Annotated in this window: 15 protein-coding genes; 7 read left to right on the top strand and 8 right to left on the bottom strand. The window is 59.0% G+C overall.

The genetic code is table 11. The features are described from left to right. Window positions 1–14: 14 nt before the first annotated feature. A complete protein-coding gene (locus Q0Y21_RS07485) occupies window positions 15–1,073 on the bottom strand; it encodes a substrate-binding domain-containing protein (protein WP_297793277.1) in 1,059 nt (352 codons plus the stop codon). A gap of 194 nt (window positions 1,074–1,267) precedes the next feature. On the opposite strand from Q0Y21_RS07485, the gene Q0Y21_RS07490 reads away from it, so the two are divergent. Both Q0Y21_RS07490 and modA read left to right on the top strand, forming a co-directional pair. Then, on the top strand, window positions 1,268–1,669 hold the full coding sequence (locus tag Q0Y21_RS07490; RefSeq protein ID WP_012137173.1) for an acyl-CoA thioesterase: 402 nt from the start codon (window positions 1,268–1,270) through the stop codon (window positions 1,667–1,669). Window positions 1,670–1,683: 14 nt separating this feature from the next. Continuing rightward, window positions 1,684–2,478 (top strand): molybdate ABC transporter substrate-binding protein, encoded by a 795-nt coding sequence (gene modA / locus Q0Y21_RS07495; RefSeq protein WP_297793280.1) that lies wholly within the window; start codon window positions 1,684–1,686, stop codon window positions 2,476–2,478. Window positions 2,479–2,496: 18 nt separating this feature from the next. Here the strand turns inward: modA and uvrD are convergent, their stop codons facing one another. Together uvrD and Q0Y21_RS07505 are read right to left on the bottom strand one after the other, a co-directional pair. Then, window positions 2,497–4,662 (bottom strand): DNA helicase II, encoded by a 2,166-nt coding sequence (uvrD, locus tag Q0Y21_RS07500; protein WP_297793282.1) that lies wholly within the window; start codon window positions 4,660–4,662, stop codon window positions 2,497–2,499. Window positions 4,663–4,902: 240 nt separating this feature from the next. Continuing rightward, window positions 4,903–6,357 carry an NAD-dependent succinate-semialdehyde dehydrogenase gene (locus Q0Y21_RS07505; protein WP_297793284.1) on the bottom strand — a complete coding sequence of 485 codons (1,455 nt, stop codon included), beginning with the start codon at window positions 6,355–6,357 and terminating at the stop codon, window positions 4,903–4,905. Between the two features lie 181 nt (window positions 6,358–6,538). Here Q0Y21_RS07505 and Q0Y21_RS07510 point away from each other — a divergent pair, with 181 nt between their 5' ends. Beyond that, on the top strand, window positions 6,539–7,555 hold the full coding sequence (locus tag Q0Y21_RS07510) for a histone deacetylase family protein (RefSeq protein ID WP_297793286.1): 1,017 nt from the start codon (window positions 6,539–6,541) through the stop codon (window positions 7,553–7,555). Window position 7,556: 1 nt separating this feature from the next. Here Q0Y21_RS07510 and thiI read toward each other — a convergent pair whose 3' ends face one another. Beyond that, complete coding sequence (gene thiI / locus Q0Y21_RS07515; RefSeq protein WP_297793287.1) at window positions 7,557–9,011, bottom strand: tRNA uracil 4-sulfurtransferase ThiI; 1,455 nt, start codon at window positions 9,009–9,011, stop codon at window positions 7,557–7,559. 160 nt (window positions 9,012–9,171) lie between these two features. Between thiI and ppnN the strand changes: the two genes are divergently transcribed. Continuing rightward, window positions 9,172–10,554: a nucleotide 5'-monophosphate nucleosidase PpnN gene (ppnN, locus tag Q0Y21_RS07520; RefSeq protein WP_297793289.1), complete on the top strand. Its 1,383-nt coding sequence runs from the start codon at window positions 9,172–9,174 to the stop codon at window positions 10,552–10,554. 36 nt (window positions 10,555–10,590) lie between these two features. On the opposite strand, the gene Q0Y21_RS07525 is transcribed toward ppnN, so the two are convergent. Then, window positions 10,591–10,926: a cytochrome c gene (locus Q0Y21_RS07525; protein ID WP_297793291.1), complete on the bottom strand. Its 336-nt coding sequence runs from the start codon at window positions 10,924–10,926 to the stop codon at window positions 10,591–10,593. 231 nt (window positions 10,927–11,157) lie between these two features. On the opposite strand from Q0Y21_RS07525, the gene Q0Y21_RS07530 reads away from it, so the two are divergent. After that, window positions 11,158–12,261 (top strand): enoyl-CoA hydratase/isomerase family protein, encoded by a 1,104-nt coding sequence (locus Q0Y21_RS07530; protein ID WP_297793292.1) that lies wholly within the window; start codon window positions 11,158–11,160, stop codon window positions 12,259–12,261. A gap of 7 nt (window positions 12,262–12,268) precedes the next feature. Here Q0Y21_RS07530 and Q0Y21_RS07535 read toward each other — a convergent pair whose 3' ends face one another. From Q0Y21_RS07535 to Q0Y21_RS07545, 3 genes are all read right to left on the bottom strand, one after another. Then, a complete protein-coding gene (locus tag Q0Y21_RS07535) occupies window positions 12,269–12,784 on the bottom strand; it encodes an ankyrin repeat domain-containing protein (RefSeq protein ID WP_297793294.1) in 516 nt (171 codons plus the stop codon). 69 nt (window positions 12,785–12,853) lie between these two features. Continuing rightward, window positions 12,854–15,004 carry a GNAT family N-acetyltransferase gene (locus Q0Y21_RS07540; RefSeq protein WP_297793295.1) on the bottom strand — a complete coding sequence of 717 codons (2,151 nt, stop codon included), beginning with the start codon at window positions 15,002–15,004 and terminating at the stop codon, window positions 12,854–12,856. Then, window positions 15,004–15,381: a DUF2237 domain-containing protein gene (locus tag Q0Y21_RS07545; protein WP_297793297.1), complete on the bottom strand. Its 378-nt coding sequence runs from the start codon at window positions 15,379–15,381 to the stop codon at window positions 15,004–15,006. Before Q0Y21_RS07545 ends, Q0Y21_RS07540 begins: the two co-directional genes overlap by 1 nt. A gap of 118 nt (window positions 15,382–15,499) precedes the next feature. On the opposite strand from Q0Y21_RS07545, the gene Q0Y21_RS07550 reads away from it, so the two are divergent. Then, a complete protein-coding gene (locus Q0Y21_RS07550) occupies window positions 15,500–17,770 on the top strand; it encodes an ATP-dependent helicase (RefSeq protein ID WP_297793299.1) in 2,271 nt (756 codons plus the stop codon). A 152-nt stretch (window positions 17,771–17,922) separates the two neighbouring features. Beyond that, entirely contained in the window at window positions 17,923–19,116 is a 1,194-nt protein-coding gene (locus Q0Y21_RS07555) for an OmpA family protein (protein ID WP_297793301.1), read from the top strand. The last annotated feature ends 55 nt before the right edge of the window (window positions 19,117–19,171 follow it).

Here is a 19,171-nt window from a genome sequence, read left to right on the forward strand (position 1 = left end):
CTTCTGACTGAACCTTACAGCTCGTCGCCAGTCAATGGCTTCAGATTCTTCGCTGCCTTGGCAGTTTTCATACGCACACCACGCGGGTTCGGAATCAGGCCTACATCGACCAGATAGCCGTTATCACCCCAGGCGCCTTCGCTGGTGAATTCAGCAAGGTACTCCTGGATACCCGGAACCACACCCACGTGGGCATTTTTAACGTAGAAGAACAAAGAGCGGGCAACCGGATACTCTTCATCCGCAATCGTGTCAGGCGTTGGCTCAACACCGTTGATCATGGACGCCTGGATCTGGCCTTCATTTTCCATCAGGAAACTGTAGCCGAAGATCCCCAGAGTGTCCTTATCCTGTGCCAGACGCTGGACAATCAGGTTGTCATTCTCACCGGCTTCGACGAACGGGCCGTCCTCTCGCATACTGTGACAGATGGTCTTGTACTGAGACTTGTCCTGCTTCTTGATGGCGGCAATCCAGTCGTACTGCTTGCAGCCGCCTTCCATTGCGATTTCAACGAACGCGTCACGGGTACCGGAAGTCGGAGGGGGCCCCATCACACTGATTTCCCTGTTCGGCAGACTGGAATCGATATCACTCCACTTCTGGTATGGGTTGGCCACCAGCTCTTCGCTGCCGTCCGGGTTCGGAACTTCCTTGGCCAGGGCCAGGAACACCTGCTCCAGGGTCAGGTCCATCTGGTCCGCATCTTTGGAATTGGCGATTACGATGCCGTCAGCACCGATTTTAACTTCGGTGATGCCTTCCACGCCATTGGCCTGGCAACGCTCAAACTCGCTCTTCTTGATACGACGTGAAGCGTTGGTGATGTCCGGGTGCTGGGTGCCTACCCCTTCACAGAACAACTTCAGGCCACCGCCGGAACCGGTGGACTCCAGCTTTGGAGTCGGGAAGTCCGTGTTACGACCGAAACGCTCGGCAACCACAGTGGCGAATGGGTAAACAGTGGAGGAGCCCACGATGTTAATAGTGTCACGCGCCATAGCCGGAGTGGATACGGCGGCAATGCTGCCCGCCAGGGCAACGGATGCAAGAGCTGTTTTCAGTTTAATCACGCTGAATCTCCATTATCATTTGGACGTTATCGTCGGATTTGCTTTGCCGATGAGTGCAGATTAGCCACCAACTGTGACAACTTTGTTACAGCGTATGAAATATAGATCACGGGACATGAAATCTCTTGCAGACTGCCCACAGGCCGTTAACATGCGTGTAAAACAATACTCAGCAATACAAACAGGCAGGCTCCATGACAACACTCGACGATGACAAACCCACACCCAAAGGCGAGCTAATTCTCCAGATTGTTCCCCTACCGTCGGACACCAATGCCAACGGCGACGTCTTCGCCGGCTGGCTGGTCAAACAAATGGACATTGCCGCCGCCACTATCGCCGGGAGGATCTCTCAGGGCCGTAACGCCACCGTTGCAATGGACCGAATGGAATTTCTGTCTCCACTCAGGGTCGGCTCCCAGGTCGGTTGCTACTGCGAGCTGGTGGACATCGGTCGCAGCTCTATGAAGATCGAGGTTGAAGTCTGGACCCTGGATCGTACCGCCAAGCACCCGCGCAAGGTCACGGAGGGTCGGTTCGTCTATGTCGCCATTGACGAGCATGGCCGGATTCGCGAAGTACCGGAACAGTCCTGAAGGAAGGGTTGATTGTGAAAGCGCCCCTGACTGCTTTGCTGATTGCCGTACTATCGTGGGCCCCCGACGCGTTTGCGGACAAACTCATGGTGGCCGCAGCATCGAATCTCCAGTACGCAATGGAGGCTATTCTCAAGCAGTTCAGGGACCAGCACCCCGACGATACCATCAACGTGGTGTACGGCTCGTCCGGGAAACTGAGCACCCAGATCGCCCAGGGCGCACCCTACGATCTCTACTTCTCCGCCGACATTAGCTATCCACGCCAGCTTGCCCGCCAGGGCCTGGCCGCTTCCGAGGTTATGCCCTACGGAGTCGGGCGGATCGTCCTATGGAGTGCCACCGGGGACGCCAGCGCAATGACACTGAAGGAGCTGGCGTCAGAAGAGATTCAGCGCGTTGCGATCGCCAACCCCCGGCATGCCCCCTACGGAGCACGCGCCAGCGAAGCCCTGGAAGCCGCCGGTGTATGGTCACAGGTTCAGGACAAGCTGATTCTTGGCAGCAATGTTTCCCAGGCGGCCCAATTTGTGGAAACGGGCAACGCCCAGTTCGGCATTCTGGCGCTCTCCCTTGCGTTGAGCCCCAGGCTTGCATCCTCCGGCAGTTACTGGCTGATTCCGGACTCCCAGCACCAACCGCTGGAACAGGGATACATCATCACCCGGCGCGCTGCGGACAATGAGTTGGCCTGGCAGTTTTCCGCCTTCATGGACAGCGACCGGGCCCGTCAGATCATGAGAGACAACGGTTTTGACCTTCCCGATGATCGGCCGGCAACTCCACCTGCCAATGACGCCAACCGGTAATCGCGGCAGGTTCCTCGCTCAACAGGCTTCCAGGGGGGCATAAGCCAAAACCAGCCACTTGGCCCCTTCATCAAAATTCACCTGCACCCGGGTGTGATGACCGGTGCCTTCACTGTTCATCACGATCCCCTCACCGAACTTCGGATGACGCACCCGCTGCCCCAGGCTGAAACCGGATTGCGCGGCGGAATCCTGACTGAACATGCTCTCATTGGGCCGCGCCAGCATCGCCGGGCGGGTTACGGTGTTACGCAGCCGCACTTCCTGGATGCAATCCCCCGGAATCTCCCGCACAAACCGTGACAACGCGTGAAACTTCTCCTGCCCGTAGAGGCGGCGGGATTCCGCGTAAGTAAGCACCAGCTTTTTCATGGCGCGAGTGATGCCAACATACGCCAGCCGACGCTCTTCCTCCATCCGTCCCGGCTCTTCCAGGGACATACTGTGGGGGAAAAGCCCCTCTTCCACCCCGGCCAGGAACACCAGCGGGAACTCCAGCCCCTTGGCGGAGTGGAGCGTCATCAGCTGGACACTGTCTTCGTGGGACTCCGCCTGGGATTCCCCGGCATCCAGTGCCGCCTGGGCGATGAACTCCGCCAGCGGATCGACGCCATCCTCCACTTCAAAGTCCGACAGGGCGTTGACCAGTTCTTCCAGGTTTTCCACCCGGGCCTGGCCTTTCTCGCCCTTTTCACTGGCGTGGTAGTCTTTCAGCCCGCTGGCTTCGATGGTCTGCTTCATCAAGCCATGTAGAGAAGCGTCATCCACCATCTCCGACAGGTCGTTGATGATGGTCATAAACGATTGCAGACCTGTTTTGGCGCGCCCCTTCATCAATCCCGCCTCTAACAGGCGTTCGGCAGCCTCCCACAGGGATATGCTCTGGCCCGTGGCCACTTCCCGCAGTTCCGCCAGACTTTTCGCCCCAATACCCCGCGCTGGCACGTTCACCACACGCTCGAAGGCGGCGTCATCGCGGCGGTAGTGCACCAGACGCAAGTACGCCAGGGCGTTACGGATTTCCTGACGGTCATAGAATCGCAAACCGCCGTAGACCCGGTAGGGAATGCCCTGACGCATCAGCGCTTCTTCCAGCACCCGGGACTGGGCGTTGGAGCGATAGAGAATGGCCGATTCGCTGCGCAGGTTGCCGTCCTGTACCCAGCCGGAAATGGTGTCGGCGATGTAGTTGGCTTCGTCCTGTTCGTTGAACGCCGCGTACAGGCTGATCGGTTCACCATCCGGCCCGTCGGTCCACAACTCCTTGCCCAGGCGCCCCTGGTTGTTGGCAATCACCGCGTTGGCGGCCTTGAGGATCAGTTGCGTGGACCGGTAGTTCTGCTCCAGCCGCACCAGTCGGGCATTGGGAAAATCCCGCTGATACTGCTGGATGTTCTCGATTTTTGCACCCCGCCAGCCGTAGATGGACTGATCGTCGTCCCCGACAATGGTCAACGGCACGCGGTTACTGGCCAACACCTGCAACCAGGCATACTGGATCGTGTTGGTGTCCTGGAACTCGTCCACCAGAATGTGCTGGAACCGGTTCTGGTAGTGGGCCAGCAGCTCCGGACGATGCAGCCAAAGTTCGTGGGAGCGCAGCAGCAATTCGCCGAAATCCACCAGGCCACTTTGCTGGCACAGTTTTTCGTACTGGCGGTACACGGTCAGCATGGTGGAGGTGAAATGATCCCCCGGATTCTCCTGAATATGATCCGCCCGCAGGCCCTCATCCTTGTGACTGTTGATAAACCACTGGGCCTGTTTCGGTGGCCAGCGGCTCTCATCAATCTGCAGCTCCCGCATCACCCGCTTGACCAGCCGCAGTTGGTCGTCGCTGTCCAGCACCTGGAAATTCTCCGGCAACCCGGCATCCTGCCAGTGCGAGCGCAACAGTCGGTGGGCAATACCGTGGAAGGTACCGAACCACAGGCCACGGGCGGGGATGTCCATCATCTGCTCGATACGGTAACGCATCTCCTTGGCGGCCTTGTTGGTGAACGTTACCGCCAGAATCCCGGTTGGCGGTACCCGGTCCACCTGCATCAGCCACGCAATCCGGTGTACCAGCACCCGGGTTTTACCACTACCGGCACCGGCCAGCACCAGCAGGTGGTCGTTCTGGGCGGTCACGGCCTCGCGTTGGGCGTCATTGAGGGCGTCGATAATGTGGGAGACATCCATAGAGATTCGGTCGCTACTGGTTAAATGAACAGGTATCGGATTATAACAGGAGAATAACGCGTTTGCCGGGGGCCTTGGGATAGCCCTCTTTCTTTTGGTGGGTCGCACGAGGGCGGGCCCCTGTCCGGGACACGCTACGAGCACATCCATGTGCGCTTAGGTGTGGCCATCCTTGGCCACACATAGTCCCGGACAGGGGCCCGCCCTCGCGCTTCTCGTGTTTGGGAGAAGGCTTTTCCTTCAGAAGCCTCTTGGGACTGTCTGGGCTTCTACAAATTCGAACAGACCTTCCAGACCACCTTCGCGTCCGATTCCGGACGCTTTCATACCGCCGAACGGCGCTTCGGGGGTCGGGCCCGTGCCAGTGTTCCAACCCACATGACCGAAGCGCAGGCCGGCGGCTACCCGCTGGGCGCGTTCGGCGTCGTTGGTGAATACATAAGAAGCCAGGCCGAACTCGGTGTCGTTACCCGCTTCGATGACTTCCTCTTCGGTGCGGAACAGTGCCATGGGTACCAGTGGGCCGAAGGTTTCTTCCCGGTAGCAGCACATGTCCCGGTTCACGTCGGTTATCACGGTCGGCGGGAAGAACAGGTGGCCTTCGCCGAGGTCCGCCGGTTTCTTGCCGGCCACGAGACCGGCGCCTTTCTCGAGGGCGTCCTCAAGGTGGCGTTTGACCTTGTCGAAGCCGGCCTTGTTGATCAGCGGGCCGAGGTCCACGTCTTCGGTCAGGCCGTCGCCCACGGTCATTTTGTTGACCCGGTCCGCCAGTTTTTCCCCGAAGGCTTCAGCGACTTTCTCGTGAATGAAGATGCGGTTGGCGCACACACAGGTCTGGCCGCCACCGCGGAATTTGTTGGCGATCAGGTTGTCGGCGGCGGCATCCAGGTCTGCATCGTCGAATACGATGAACGGTGCGTTGCCGCCCAGCTCCAGGGCCAGTTTCTTGACCTGATCCGCGGTATCCACCACCAGTTTGCGGCCCACTTCGGTGGAACCGGTGAAGCTGAGCATGGGTACGTCCGGGCTTTCGCACAGGACTTTGCCGATCACGCTGGCTTTGCCCATCACCAGGTTGACCATGCCATCCGGCAAGTCGACGTGCTTGTCCATCAGGCTGAACAGGGCAATCATCGTCAGCGGGGTTTCACTGGCCGGTTTGATGACTGACGGGCAGCCGGCAGCCAGCGCGGCAGAGAGTTTCTTGGCAATCATGCCGATGGGGAAGTTCCAGGGTGTGATCAGGCCGGCCACACCGATGGGACGGTAATGGACGGTCCAGGTACAGTCCTTGGGCTTTTCCGTCAGGGTGTGGGCGTCCAGGGCCTGGATGTGCTTGGAGCAGTAATCAAAGAATCCGGCTGCATAGTCCACTTCGCCCTGCGCTTCTTTCAGGGGCTTGCCGTGTTCCATGCACAGAATGCGACCCACTTCTTCCTTGTTTTCTCTCAGCGCGTCGCGGATGCCCTCCAGCCACCGGCGGCGGGTTTCCAGGGTATAGGGGCTGGTCAGCCGAAGCGCCGACTTACCCGCATCCACCGCTGCCACCACGTCTGACTCCGGCATGGAAGGAAGGCTGGCAATGACTTTGCCTGTCGCGGGATTGTAGACGTCAAACGTGTGACCTTCGGCAGAATCAGACCAGCGACCGCCGATATAGCCAGTCAACTTTTCAAGCAGGGGTGACTCGATCATCTCGGCTCCTCTCATTCAATGATTAACGGTCGAAAAGCAGGGTTCCGTTGGTGTTTGCATCACGGCAGCATGACTCTCATAGTGGATGCAGAAACACGGGCTGTAAAGTAAGACGAAGGTGTTTTGACCCCGTCATTTCTGCGCCTATACTCGGAGAGTGACCCATTCAGGAGGCCGGCAAATGAAAGCATTTTTCCACCCTGCTCAGGACCATCATATACCCAAGACATACTTTACCCGCGGTCAGATGCGCCAGCCTCAGGAAGTGCCCGACCGCACCGGCCGGATGCTGGAAGGGCTGAAGGCAATGGGTGTTCCGGTGCTGCAGCCGGCGGATCAGGGTGCTGGCCCGATTTCCCGGGTTCACGATCTCGGCTACCTGAGGTTCCTGGAGTCCGCTCACCGCCGTTGGATGGAGATTCCCGAGGACTGGGGCGAGGAGGTGATGTCCAATATCTTTGTGCGTTCACCCAACGCCATGAAGGGCATTCTTGCCGAGGCGGCCTGCTATCTGGCGGATGGCAGCTGTCCGATCGGCGCCAATACCTGGGATGCCGCCTATTGGTCGGCTCAAACCGCGCTGGGCGCGGCCGACGCCCTGATCGCGGGAGAGCATGTCTCTTATGCGGTATGCCGTCCACCGGGCCATCATGCCCGTAGGGATGCCGCCGGTGGTTTCTGTTATCTCAACAACGCCGCCATCGCCGCTGAGCACATGAAAAAACGTTATCCGCGCCTGGTGATACTTGATACCGACATGCACCATGGCCAGGGGATCCAGGAAATTTTCTACCACCGCAGCGATGTGCTCTACATCTCGATACACGGTGACCCGACCAACTTCTACCCAGTGGTCAGCGGGTTCGAGAACGAGCGGGGGGAAGGTGAAGGCTACGGCTACAATATTAACATGCCGATGCCTCATGGCTCCTCGGAAGAGGATTTCTTCAAGAAACTGGACGAGGCGCTGACCGCCATCCGCCTGTTCCAGCCGGACGCACTGATACTGACGCTGGGCTTTGATATCTACAAGGACGACCCGCAGGCCAAGGTGTCCGTCTCATCCGAAGGTTTTTCGCGGATCGGGACTCACATCCGTCAGACCGGCCTCCCCACCCTGGTGGTGCAGGAAGGTGGTTATGATCTGGATACCCTGAGCGCTAACGTTCAGCAGTTCTTCCATGGCATTGAAGGATAAATCATGACGCGGGGGCGTACACCTTGATGTTGGTATGCCCCTCAGCCCGCAGGTGGCCGGCATGCATGCGACTCATGGTGCCACGGTCACAGTACAGCAGGTACTGTTTGCCCTGGGGCAGCGACTCGATCTGCTGATTCAGCTCATAGAAAGGAATCTGTAGCACTTCGTTGTTGGTCATCTTCAGAGGTGACTGCTCGCCCTCGGACGGATGGCGAACATCGATGATGACATCGTTGACGTCCGGGGTATGCACCAGTTCCACCTCTTCCGGCGTGGTTGTGGTTTCCAGCAATCGGGCAACCGGCGTTTCTTCACGGCTGTCGATCGCCTGCTGCAGAACCGTCGCATCCATTTCAGCTTCGTCTTCCTCAACCCGATGCAACTTGGCGCGGGTGGCCGGCTTCTGGGAGATCACGCCGCAGTATTCCGGCATGGTCCGGGCGTAGGGCTCCGTGCCGATGTCCTTGGCAATCTGGATAATGGTTTCCTTATCCATCGAGATCAGCGGTCTCAACACCACTTCGTCACTGGCACGATCCACCACATTCAGGTTAGTCAGGGTCTGGCTGGATACCTGGGCAACCGCGTCACCGGTCACCAGCCCCACGGCATTACTCTCCCGGGCGATAGCGGAGGCCGCCTTCAGCATCTGGCGCTTCAACACCACCCCCCAATGCCGGTGATTAACCGACCGCATGATCTCCCCGATAACCCCATCGAAGGGCACGGAAATGAACTTGGCACCGTGGGACGAACCGTACCGCTCCCAGATGTAATGCGTGACCTGCCGAACGCCCACCTCATGGGCCGTGCCACCCAGGTTAAAGAACAGGAAGTGGCTGCGAAGCCCCCGACGCATCATCAGGTACGCCGCCACGGACGAGTCGAATCCACCGGAAACCAACGTCATCACGGTCTCCACGCTGCCCAGCGGATAACCACCCAGGCCCCGATGCTTGCGATGGGCAATATGGTAATAATTGTCCTGAATCTCGATGCGAACCTCTACCTGGGGAGCTTTCAGATTCACACCCAACGGACTGGAGGCCTGCATCAGGGCGCCGCCCACATGGCGCTCAAGATCAATTGAGCGGAAGCCATGCTCGCCATGACGCCGCACCCGGACCGCAAACGTCTTGCCTTTGATTCGCTCGGAAAACGCTTCTACCGCTTTTTCTGCCACATCGTCCATACTGACAAATGGAAACACGGCAATTTCCTGAATCGTGGAGATACCCGGAATGCGCATCAATTCGTCAATCACCACGCTCGACAGTCCCCGACCATCAGGGACGTCCACGGTCACACGATCCCAACTGCCGTCCACCTGGATGTCACTGTCCTGGCGGGACAGTACCTTGCGGATGTTCTGGCGAAGGTGCCGCATTTGCTGGCGACGTACAGGCTTGCTTTTAATGGCGACTTCCGCCGCAGGACGAATCAGGAGTTTCATAAATCGGAATTTTGTCGGGTGGCGTATTGGAAAGAATGGGCCTAGTCTAACGGTTTTGACGGACGCCTCAAAATCAGGCATTGCCGTTACACCATAATCAGCGAACTGCGGGGCCTATCATGATGCCCACGCCGCACAATGTTCAGGAGCCACACTGTTCATGACAGAACCGACCATCAATGCCCTGGTGTCACCCGAGGGCAGCCTTGAAATTCTTTCCAACCATGAAGTCAATCGACTGAAAGACAAGAGTGAGGGTGGTCTCTACCGACTGTTCCGTCAGTGTGCCCTGGCGGTGCTCAACACCGGCGTTGAAACCGATGACTGTAAGTCACTGATGGAAGCACACGCTGATTTCGACGTCCGGCTGGTTCCCCAGCCCCGGGGGCTGAAGCTTGAACTGGTGAATGCACCGGCCCACGCGTTCGTGGACGGCGCCATGTTACGAGCCATCCGCGAGCACCTGTTCTCGGTGTTGCGGGACATTATCTATTCCTATTCGATTCCGCAGTCGGCTTCCGGCTTTCGCAGGGATGACCCGGAAGACATCACCAACCTGATCTTTCACATCCTGCGCAATGCGCGGGTTCTTCAGGCCGGTCGTCAACCTGACCTGGTGGTGTGCTGGGGTGGCCACTCCATTAATCAACAGGAATACCAGTACAGCAAGGAAGTGGGACATCAGCTGGGATTGCGTGCGTTGAGTATCTGCACCGGGTGTGGTCCGGGCGCCATGAAAGGTCCGATGAAAGGCGCCACCATTGGTCATGCCAAGCAGCGGGTAAAAAACGGTCGTTATATCGGTCTGACCGAACCGGGCATTATCGGGGCCGAGGCGCCTAACCCGATCGTCAATGAACTGGTGATCATGCCGGATATTGAAAAACGCCTGGAAGCCTTTGTCCGCACCGGCCACGGTGTCATAGTCTTCCCCGGTGGTGTGGGCACCGCCGAGGAAATTCTGTACCTGCTGGGGATCCTGCTGCACCCGGACAATGCCGACCTGCCTTTCCCGGTGGTGTTTACCGGGCAACAGGAGAACGCCGAATATTTCGAGATGATCGACAAGTTCATCCGCAATGCTCTCGGGGACGAGGCAGCCAGCAAGTACGAAATCATTATCGATGACCCAAGCCGGGTGGCACAGACCATGAAAAAGGGCATGAAGGAAGTGGAAACCTTCCGCCGGGCCATGCAGGACGCTTATTATTTCAACTGGATGCTGAAAATCGACCCGGTATTTCAGCTGCCTTTCGAGCCCAACCACGACAACATGCTGGCACTGGAACTTCACCGGGACCAGCCGGTTCACATGATCGCCGCCAACTTGCGCAAGGCCTTCAGCGGCATTGTCGCGGGGAACGTAAAAGAAAGTGGTATCAGGCAGGTGCAGGAAAAGGGGCCATTTGAAATTGCCGGAGACCCCAGCCTGATCCAGCCTCTGGAAGCCATGCTGGAACAGTTCGTGGCCCAGGACCGGATGAAGCTGCCCGGTTCCAGCGCCTACAAGCCCAGTTATCGGATTGTCAGTCGGGCGGCCTGAGCCGCCCGCCCGTCACAGTTCGGACCAGACCCGGAATTACTTGCCACCACCCGCAGGCAGGCTGGAGTAGTAGGCCGCGAGATTAGCAATATCCTCGTCGCTCAGAGCCGCTGCCTGGCCCTGCATAATTGCTGCCTGCCCCCCGGACCGCTGTTTGTTCTTGTACGCCTTCAGGGCACTCTTCAGATATGCCTCATTCTGCCCCGCCAGATTCGGATAACCGGGAATAGACGCGATGCCGTCCTTGCCGTGACAGGCCGCGCAAACCGCAGCTTTCGCCTTACCGGCCTCTGCATCCGCAGCCATAACCCCGGCAGGGACGACGGTGCCGAGTGCAAACAGACCGGCAATGGTATAGTGTTTCAAACGCATTGGCTCTACCCTCTCATCGTTTTGATAACCGGCATCAACCAGTGGCCGGACATAGACTCGCCCTTACTTATAGCACAGCGACATTCATCCTCAAATGTGTAATATCAAGGCGTGAATGAGAACAGGCGGGGAGCCTGCCGGTTCGACGTTTGTCCTCTTTAACCGGGCGACAAGAACCGACAAAGTACATCAATAACGCAACAACCTGTTCCTACAGGCGGAGACTCGAACATGCCCATTCAGGTGCAAGAACTGGACTGCCTCGAAGGCCGTATCGGCCAGATCACCCTGGATTCCCCCGCTACCCTGAATGCTCTCTCCATCGAGATGATCGACGATATGCAGGCGACCCTTGATCGTTGGGCAAGTGACGATCAGATCGCCCTGGTGATTCTCCAGGGCGCGGGGGATCGGGCGTTCTGTGCCGGCGGCAATATCCGCAACCTCCATGGCGCCATCACCGGAAACGGTGATCCCGCCCTTGCAACAGAATTCTTCCAACACGAATACCGTCTCGATTACACGATCCACCGTTTTCCGAAACCGGTGGTGGGGATTGGTCACGGCGTGGTCATGGGTGGCGGCCTTGGGCTGCTGGCCGCCTGCCGTTACCGACTCATCACACCGGATGTCACTCTGGCCATGCCAGAAGTGGCCATTGGCCTGTTTCCCGACGTGGGTGCCAGCTGGTTCCTCAATCGCCTGCCCGGACGCCTGGGCTTGTTCATGGGGCTGACAGGATGCCGGTTGAATGCCTCCGATGCGATCCGTGTAGGGCTGGCGGACATGGCCATCCTGCCCGAGGAACGCACATCTCTGGTTGAACGCCTGCAGAATGAGCGCTGGGCCGGCGAAGCCGCGGTCGACGACAACCGGCTGTTCCGGTTGCTCAACCAGCTGAATGCAGTGGATTACAGAGCTCTGGGCCCCAGCGAACTGGCGAATCACGAACAGGCAATCGCCAGGCTGGGCGCCGGCGATGATCTGCCCGCCATTGTCGACCGCCTGATCTCGGCCGACATCAACAGCGACTGGTGGGAAAGCGCTGTCCATAACCTGAAAACCGGATGCCCGGTGTCCATGTGGCTGGTGTGGAACCAGCTCAAACGCGCACAACAGATGTCACTCAAGGCCGTGTTCCGGATGGAACTGGCGATGGCAACCGAGTGCACCCGTCGTCCGGACCTGCCGGAGGGTATAAGGGCCCGGATGGTGGATAAGGACCACTCGCCCAAGTGGTCATTCAACAGTTTGCAGGACGTACCGGAAGAGGTCATCGACGCCCACTTCCATCCGACGAGGGATAATGCCACCGATCCAATGCAACTGGACTGAGCCAGGATCAGTGCCGGGCGCCCGCCTGGATCAGCAACATCTCCAGGTCAGGGTTTCCGTTGCCTCTGGCCACATCCAGGGCGGTCGCGCCGTCAGCGGACCGGTAGTTCACATCAGCTCCTGCGGCCAGCAGCATTTCCGCCGTGAGCATGTCACCACTGTCAACAACGTGCATCAGCAAGGAACGGCCGCCCTGACTGACGTTGACGTTGGCACCGGCCGCCAGCAACACCCTCACCACCGACAGATGACCATTCCTGGCAGCCCGGATCACAGCCGTAGAGCCGTCCTCATCACTGGCATTCACTTGTGCGCCGTTGGACAGGAAAAACTCTACCAGCCGACGGTTGCCGTTCTCGGCGGCAACCATCAACGGTGTCTCACCACCGTCATCCGTCGCCAGTGCCGCCCTCAATTCCGGACTGATGCCCGCCTCGGGATCGGAGGCACAGCCGGCAACAAACAGACTGAAGACTAAGAACAGAACGAATACGGAATGAACGGTGCCGGCTTCCTTGGCCATGGTGTGGTCTCTGTTGGTTATTATTGACCGTATTCTGGGCAGCTCTGGCGGGCAATTAAATCGAGCCGGTCACAAGTTCCGTGACTGCTGCAGGAGTTTGCCCGTCAATTGGCGTAACCGGGCCTCACCATCCTTCTGTCCACGACACAAACCCGCCTGCTGAAGCTCGGGCCAGGACCACCCCTGAATCACCCGCCGGCACCACAGATCCGCATCGTCACTGGCCGCCAGGGTTCGGGACAGGCTCTGCCCCAGGCTCACTTTTCGCAGTACCGGCACCATCAGGTCATACCCCCGGTACCCGGCGGCAAAGCTGTGCAGATCCCGTCGGTCATCCACCGTCAGTGGCAGATCCCTTGCAAGATCGGCCGTCATCAACCTCAACACCCCCGGTTCCAGGTCGCGCCAGTACAGAGGGACCAGGGTCGGCCAGTGTTCCAGCAACCGCTGTCTGAGCTTTTCGATGAGTTCCCGGGCGCCGCGCGAACTGCCAAGGAGCATCTGAATGGCGTATTCCCCACTGCCAGCTTCCCGTTTCATACCGACACGGACCATCTTCAGTCCCGCTCGCTGCCAGAATCGCAGCAGATCCTCACTACCGCCGAAACTGGTGCCCAGTCCGTCGTACCCGTTTGCCCGGGCATAGTCGACGGCACTGTCTACCAGGCGCTTGCCAAGCCCCTGACGACGGCACTGCTCACCGACGGCGATACGCACCACTCGCAGCCAGGATCGGGACGCCGCCTCGGCAAACCCGCTGTGATTGGCCAGGGACTGTGGCAACAGGTGACCGCGCACACGTCGTTCACCCCGCATCACCTGTTCCGCCAATTCCGGTGCCAGGTTGCCCTCTCGGGCAGCCCAGAGCACGCCAGACATTTGGCCATTGATCATCAGCCGCCAGCTGATGACACCGGGATCATCCAGCCACTGCCGAAGATCCGCAGGTGTCGTCCGGTAATGCGCATTCACCAGCAGGCCAAAGGATTCCGACAGCTCCTGCTCACTGGCCTGGGCCGGGGTCCAGGGCTCAATAACCACCTTTCCATCAGCGGGCACCTGTTGAGGGGCATCCGCGTTCAGTAGAAACAGCCGGGCAATCAGTGGCTCAAGCGGATCCGTTGTTGACCAGCGGATAGGCGCTTTCAGCGTTATCTCACGCCATTGCGGTGTCCTGGCATTGAGTACCTGACGAAAACGGATGGCGAACCCGCGACCCGATCCCTCATAACCATGAACGGTAGTAGCGAACACCACCCGGGGCCAGCCGGTCAGGATCTGCGTCAGACGGTGTGCCGGCAGGGCTGCGGCTTCATCCACCATCACCAGTTCGGCCTCAGGCGCCTGGGCCAGCAACTGATCGGGTGGCAGAAAGCTCAAACGTTGACCATCCGTCAGCACCAGAGCCGTATCGGAGCTATCGGCACTGAGACTGTCTCCCGCCGCCAGGCGTGCATGGTGGAACAGGGTATCCACCGCCTGAGCGCTGGGAGCGGTGACCACCACATGCTTTCTACCCTCTTTCAGCAGCCTGATGGCAGCAATCCCCAGTGCTGCAGATTTGCCCCGACCACGGTCTGCCGTTATCACCAGTGGACGCCGGCGATGGCCCTGACCGGTGCGCACAATCGCATCGACGGTCTGTTGCTGATCCGGCGTCCGGGTGATCTCAAAAGGCGCCACCGGATCATCAAGCCCAGGTAACCGGGGGCCGTGCCCCAGCTCCGGGTTTACGCGGATGACTTCCGGTGAGGCGGCCAGGATCGCAGACATTCTGGCGGCAAACGGGTGATGCTGGACGTCATCGAGGCCGGTACGCCGGTAATCCGGATCGTCAAAACCGGCCCATTGCTCCAGTGGCGGCATTAGCCAGAACAACAACCCGCCCGCTTTCAAGGTGCCGGCGAGAGCCGCCAGACAGTCCGGAGGGTTACCGTGCCAGCCGTCCCAGACCACCACGTCCAGCTCACGCCCCAACCACTGCCGGGCCTGCTGCGGCGGCACGGGAACCAGTCGTTCATCCGGCGAGGCATCACGCGTACCGGTCCAGACGCCCGATTGCATCGCCAACACTGGCAGCAATTGTCGTAGCCAGCTTATGGCGCTGGCCTGCTCCCCTTCCACCAGCACAAGGCGGCGCTCACCCCTGACCGCAAGCTGGGCCTGCAAAGTCTGCCAGCAGGCGACATCGGGTTTCAGGGTGTCTTGCCTGTGCCCCATTAACTGAGATCAATCCCGCAGGACTTGAGATCGGCCAGATTGCAGTTCTCCAGCGCTGCCTGATGAGTGGCTCGCAGTCGGACTCTCGGGGCAACGCCCGCCTCGAAAGCCTCTTGCCACCTGGCGGCACACAGGCACCAGTTATCACCGGGTTTCAGGCCGGGAAATCCGAAAGCGGGTACCGGCGTGCTGAGATCGTTACCACGGGATCTGGAGAATGCCAGAAAGTCTTGAGTGACAACGGTACAGACCGTGTGGGATCCGAAATCATCCGGACCGGTGTTACAACAGCCATCGCGGTAAAAACCGGTTTCAGGATCGGTGCTGCAGGTTTCGAGCTTTTCGCCCAACACGTTTATTGATTCGTAGTTCTGCATAACGCTTGTCTTTTGCTGTGGAAGTTAACAATCGCGGCGTTCACTGTGCCCCGTAACGATCCCTGCAATTATGCGGGACTGGTATCCGTACTACTAGCCGCCCGCTACAATAGCGCCCATGCCAAACCAACCCCAAAATCCCCATGCCATGGAACTGCCGGATTTTCTCACCGACGAGCAGCGCGCCATCATCACCGCAGGCTACGAGCATTCGGTGATTACCGCCGTGGCCGGCAGTGGCAAGACCTCTACCCTGGCCTGGCGCATTCGCTACCTGTTGGAACAGGGCCACGACCCCGATCGCATGCTGGTGCTGATGTTCAACCGCAGCGCGCGGGCGGACTTTGAACGCAAGCTGCAGGAAGTAACCCGGAATCGGGGTCTGGCAACCCCGGAAATCCGTACCTACCACGCCATGGGGCTGCGACTTTACAAACGGTTTGTGCGGGAAGGCTATCTGCCGGGGTTTTCCGACAAGATTCTGAGCGAGCAGGAAATCAGTTATCAGGCCTGGCAACTGACCCGGCGACTGGCACCGGAAGACCTGGCCGATGACATTCGCCGCAACAAGAAAGACTTTGTGGAAACTGCCACCAGCTTCATTGATCTGGTGAAAACCACCCTGTCACCGGTGGACGTGGTCTTTGAGGAACTGGGCTATTCCGACAAGCATCGCTACCTGATCGACCTGTTCCACAGCTTCGAGCAGTGGCGCAAAGGCCAGAGCCGGATAAGCTACGCCGACATGCTGTATGAACCAGTGATGGCAATTCACCAGAACCCGCCGTTGCAGCGCCTGGTCGGCAACAAGATGGACCTGATTCTGGTGGATGAATACCAGGACACCAACGAAATCCAGCACCTGCTGCTGCGTTACGTCGCCGGCGAACGGGCCCGCGTGACCGTGGTCGGGGATCCGGATCAGACCATCTATGAATTCCGTGGCGCCAAGCCGGAGTTCATCCTCAAACGCTTCAGTGATGAGTTCGAAAGCCCGCTGGAACAGACCCTGAGCTACAGTTTCCGTTACGGCCATCAGGTCGCGCTTCTGGCCAACCACCTGATCTGCCACAACACCGGTCGCAAGGACGTGCTCTGCCACTCCCATCCCTCCACACCGGACACCGGTATCGCCCTGCACGAATCCGGCAGTGACAGCGACACCGTGCTGGAAATCCTCCAGCAGCAAGCTGCGGAGCAGCGGGCAGACACCGCCATTCTGTTCCGGGTCTGGAGCCAGAGCGTGCCCATTGAGCTGAAACTGTTGGCCAGGCAGATCCCTTACCGCATCGACGCTGGCAAGGGCGCCCTGTTCAGCCGTGAAATCCAGGCGGTTGGCGCATTGCTGACGGTCATTGCCGGAAAGCTGGAAAAACTGCCGCCAGAGGACCGACTGACCGTCGCGCGACAACTTCTGCGTTTCCCCCACGTTGGTCTGAAGGAACCGGAACTGGAGCAGCTCGCCAGCTTCCTGTCCGGTTTCGGCACCGGGTGGCACGAACGGCTGCTGGCCCTGGACTTCGATGCACTGGCGCCCATGGCGGCAAAAAAGCTGCGGAAGTTGGGCGAGGTACTGGCCCGTCTGCAAGGCTATGGTGGGCCGGTGTCCAATGCGATTGCGGTTTATGCCGAACACACGGACCTGTACGAGGGCATTCGCAGCCTCGCACTGACCCACGAAGCCGCGGATGAACGCATCGATACCATTCACGGCTTCCGGGACTACCTGAAGGGCCTCGACGTGGATGCCACCGGAGCCCTGCAACACCTCAAAGCGCTGAAAAAACAGGCCAGCGAAACCGCCAGCCACGGCGTACTGTTATCCACCATCCATCGCACCAAGGGGCTGGAGTGGCCAACCGTCATCCTCCCCGGGCTACAGGAAAAATACCTGCCCTATAGCCCCCGTGCCGAGGACGATCCCCGCGCCTTTATGGAGAGCGAACGGAGGCTGCTTTACGTCGCCATGACCCGGACGCGGAAACAGCTGCACCTGATCACTCGCCCAGCAAGCACGCAGCCCCACCTCGATGGTGACCTGGGCCCAAGCCGGTTCATTCCTGAGCTGTGTTTTCCCCTGTCTGCGGAGCTGGGCACCTGGCTTGACCAGAGGACTGCCGGAGACCAGGCCTTCCGGGCGAACTCGCCACTGACCCAGGTTGCCAATCGATATGCGGACCGCGAGGCAGTGACACTCGAAGGCTCGCAACAGGATATCAAAGCCTGCGGTGCACCACTGTGGGCCCGCGATCGACTGAGTCACGCAATATTCGGGGAGGGTGTGGTCATATCGGAAGATGACAGCTCGTTCGAAGTGCGCTTCGACTCCGGCGAAACCCTGAACTTCAGCAAGAAAAGCGCGCACCTTTACTTTACCGTAGTGGCCTGATTGGCCAGAGTCCTTTAAGGTCTGTCTTGCGTACAATGCGTTTCGTGTAGTTTTTTTTGTTTTTTTGAAACCTGTCACGCAATTTTAGCGTCAAGGCACTTGAAGCAACTCTCAAAAGTCGCTTTTAACGATAACCGAACAGGAGGTTCTGCATGAACATCATGCGCCCACTTACCGTGGCCACTCTGGCTGCAGCCATTGCCACTCCGGCCCTGGCCGAAGATCAGCAGACAATCTACGTTAACCCGTTTGCCGCCTATCAGTATTTTGGTGACAAGCGCGATCTGAGCGAGACCGGCACCTTCGGCGCTGGCCTGGAGTACCGGTTCCTCCCGAACTGGGCGGTTGAAGCGGTTTTCTCCCGTGCCGATGCCGATCGCAAGTACGTGGATGGCTCGTCTGACTTTGAAGAAATTCGCCTCGACGGTACTTACTACTTCGCCGGACAGGATGAAGCGTGGAACCCATACGTTTCTCTGGGCGCGGGCCATGCAGACTTTGGTAATGACGTTCTGGCTGTACAGACAGCAGGTTCCGACCACGATGAAACCCGCGTTAACGTAGGCGCAGGTATTCGTTACAACATCAGCGATATGGTCTCCATTCGCGGTGACCTGCGCGAATTCCACGGCATCGACGAAAGCACATTCGATACCCAGGTATCCCTGGGCCTGAGCCTGGCCTTCAACCGCACCACGTCGGACCCGAAACCGGCGGATGCGGATAATGATGGCGTAGCGGATAACCGTGACCAGTGCCCCGGCACTCCGGCCGGTGCCTCTGTAGACAGCGCCGGATGCGAGCTTGACGGTGACAATGACGGCGTTGCAGACAGCCGCGACGAGTGTCCGAACACACCGGCCGGTGCCAGCGTTAACATGAAGGGCTGCGAACTGGACAGCGACAACGATGGCGTGGTCGACAGCAAAGACCAGTGCCCGGGCACTGCAGCCGGCGCCAAGGTTGATGACACTGGTTGTGAAGGCGTGACTGAAACCGTGGAAACCATCGATCTGCGCGTTCAGTTCCCTAACAACAGCGCCGAGATCGATGATACCTACGACGCGGAAATCCAGAAGGTTGCCGATTTCATGGCTGAGTACCCGGAAACAACCGTGGAAATCGCCGGTCACTCTGACAGCATCGGCGATGCCGGCTACAACCGCGACCTGTCCCAGCGTCGTGCGGAGGCCGTCGCCAACCGTCTGACAGAGTCACTGGGTGTTGATGCCGATCGCGTAAGCGCCATGGGTTACGGTGAAGCAGAGCCGGTCGCCAGCAACGATACGCCGGCAGGCCGCGCCCAGAACCGTCGGGTTGAAGCCCGCATCCAGGTTAGCCGCTGATAGAAATCTCGGCTATCCTCAAAAAGGCGCCTTCGGGCGCCTTTTTTATTGACTC

The organism is uncultured Marinobacter sp. (assembly GCF_947259545.1).
In the GTDB taxonomy this organism is placed as follows: domain Bacteria; phylum Pseudomonadota; class Gammaproteobacteria; order Pseudomonadales; family Oleiphilaceae; genus Marinobacter.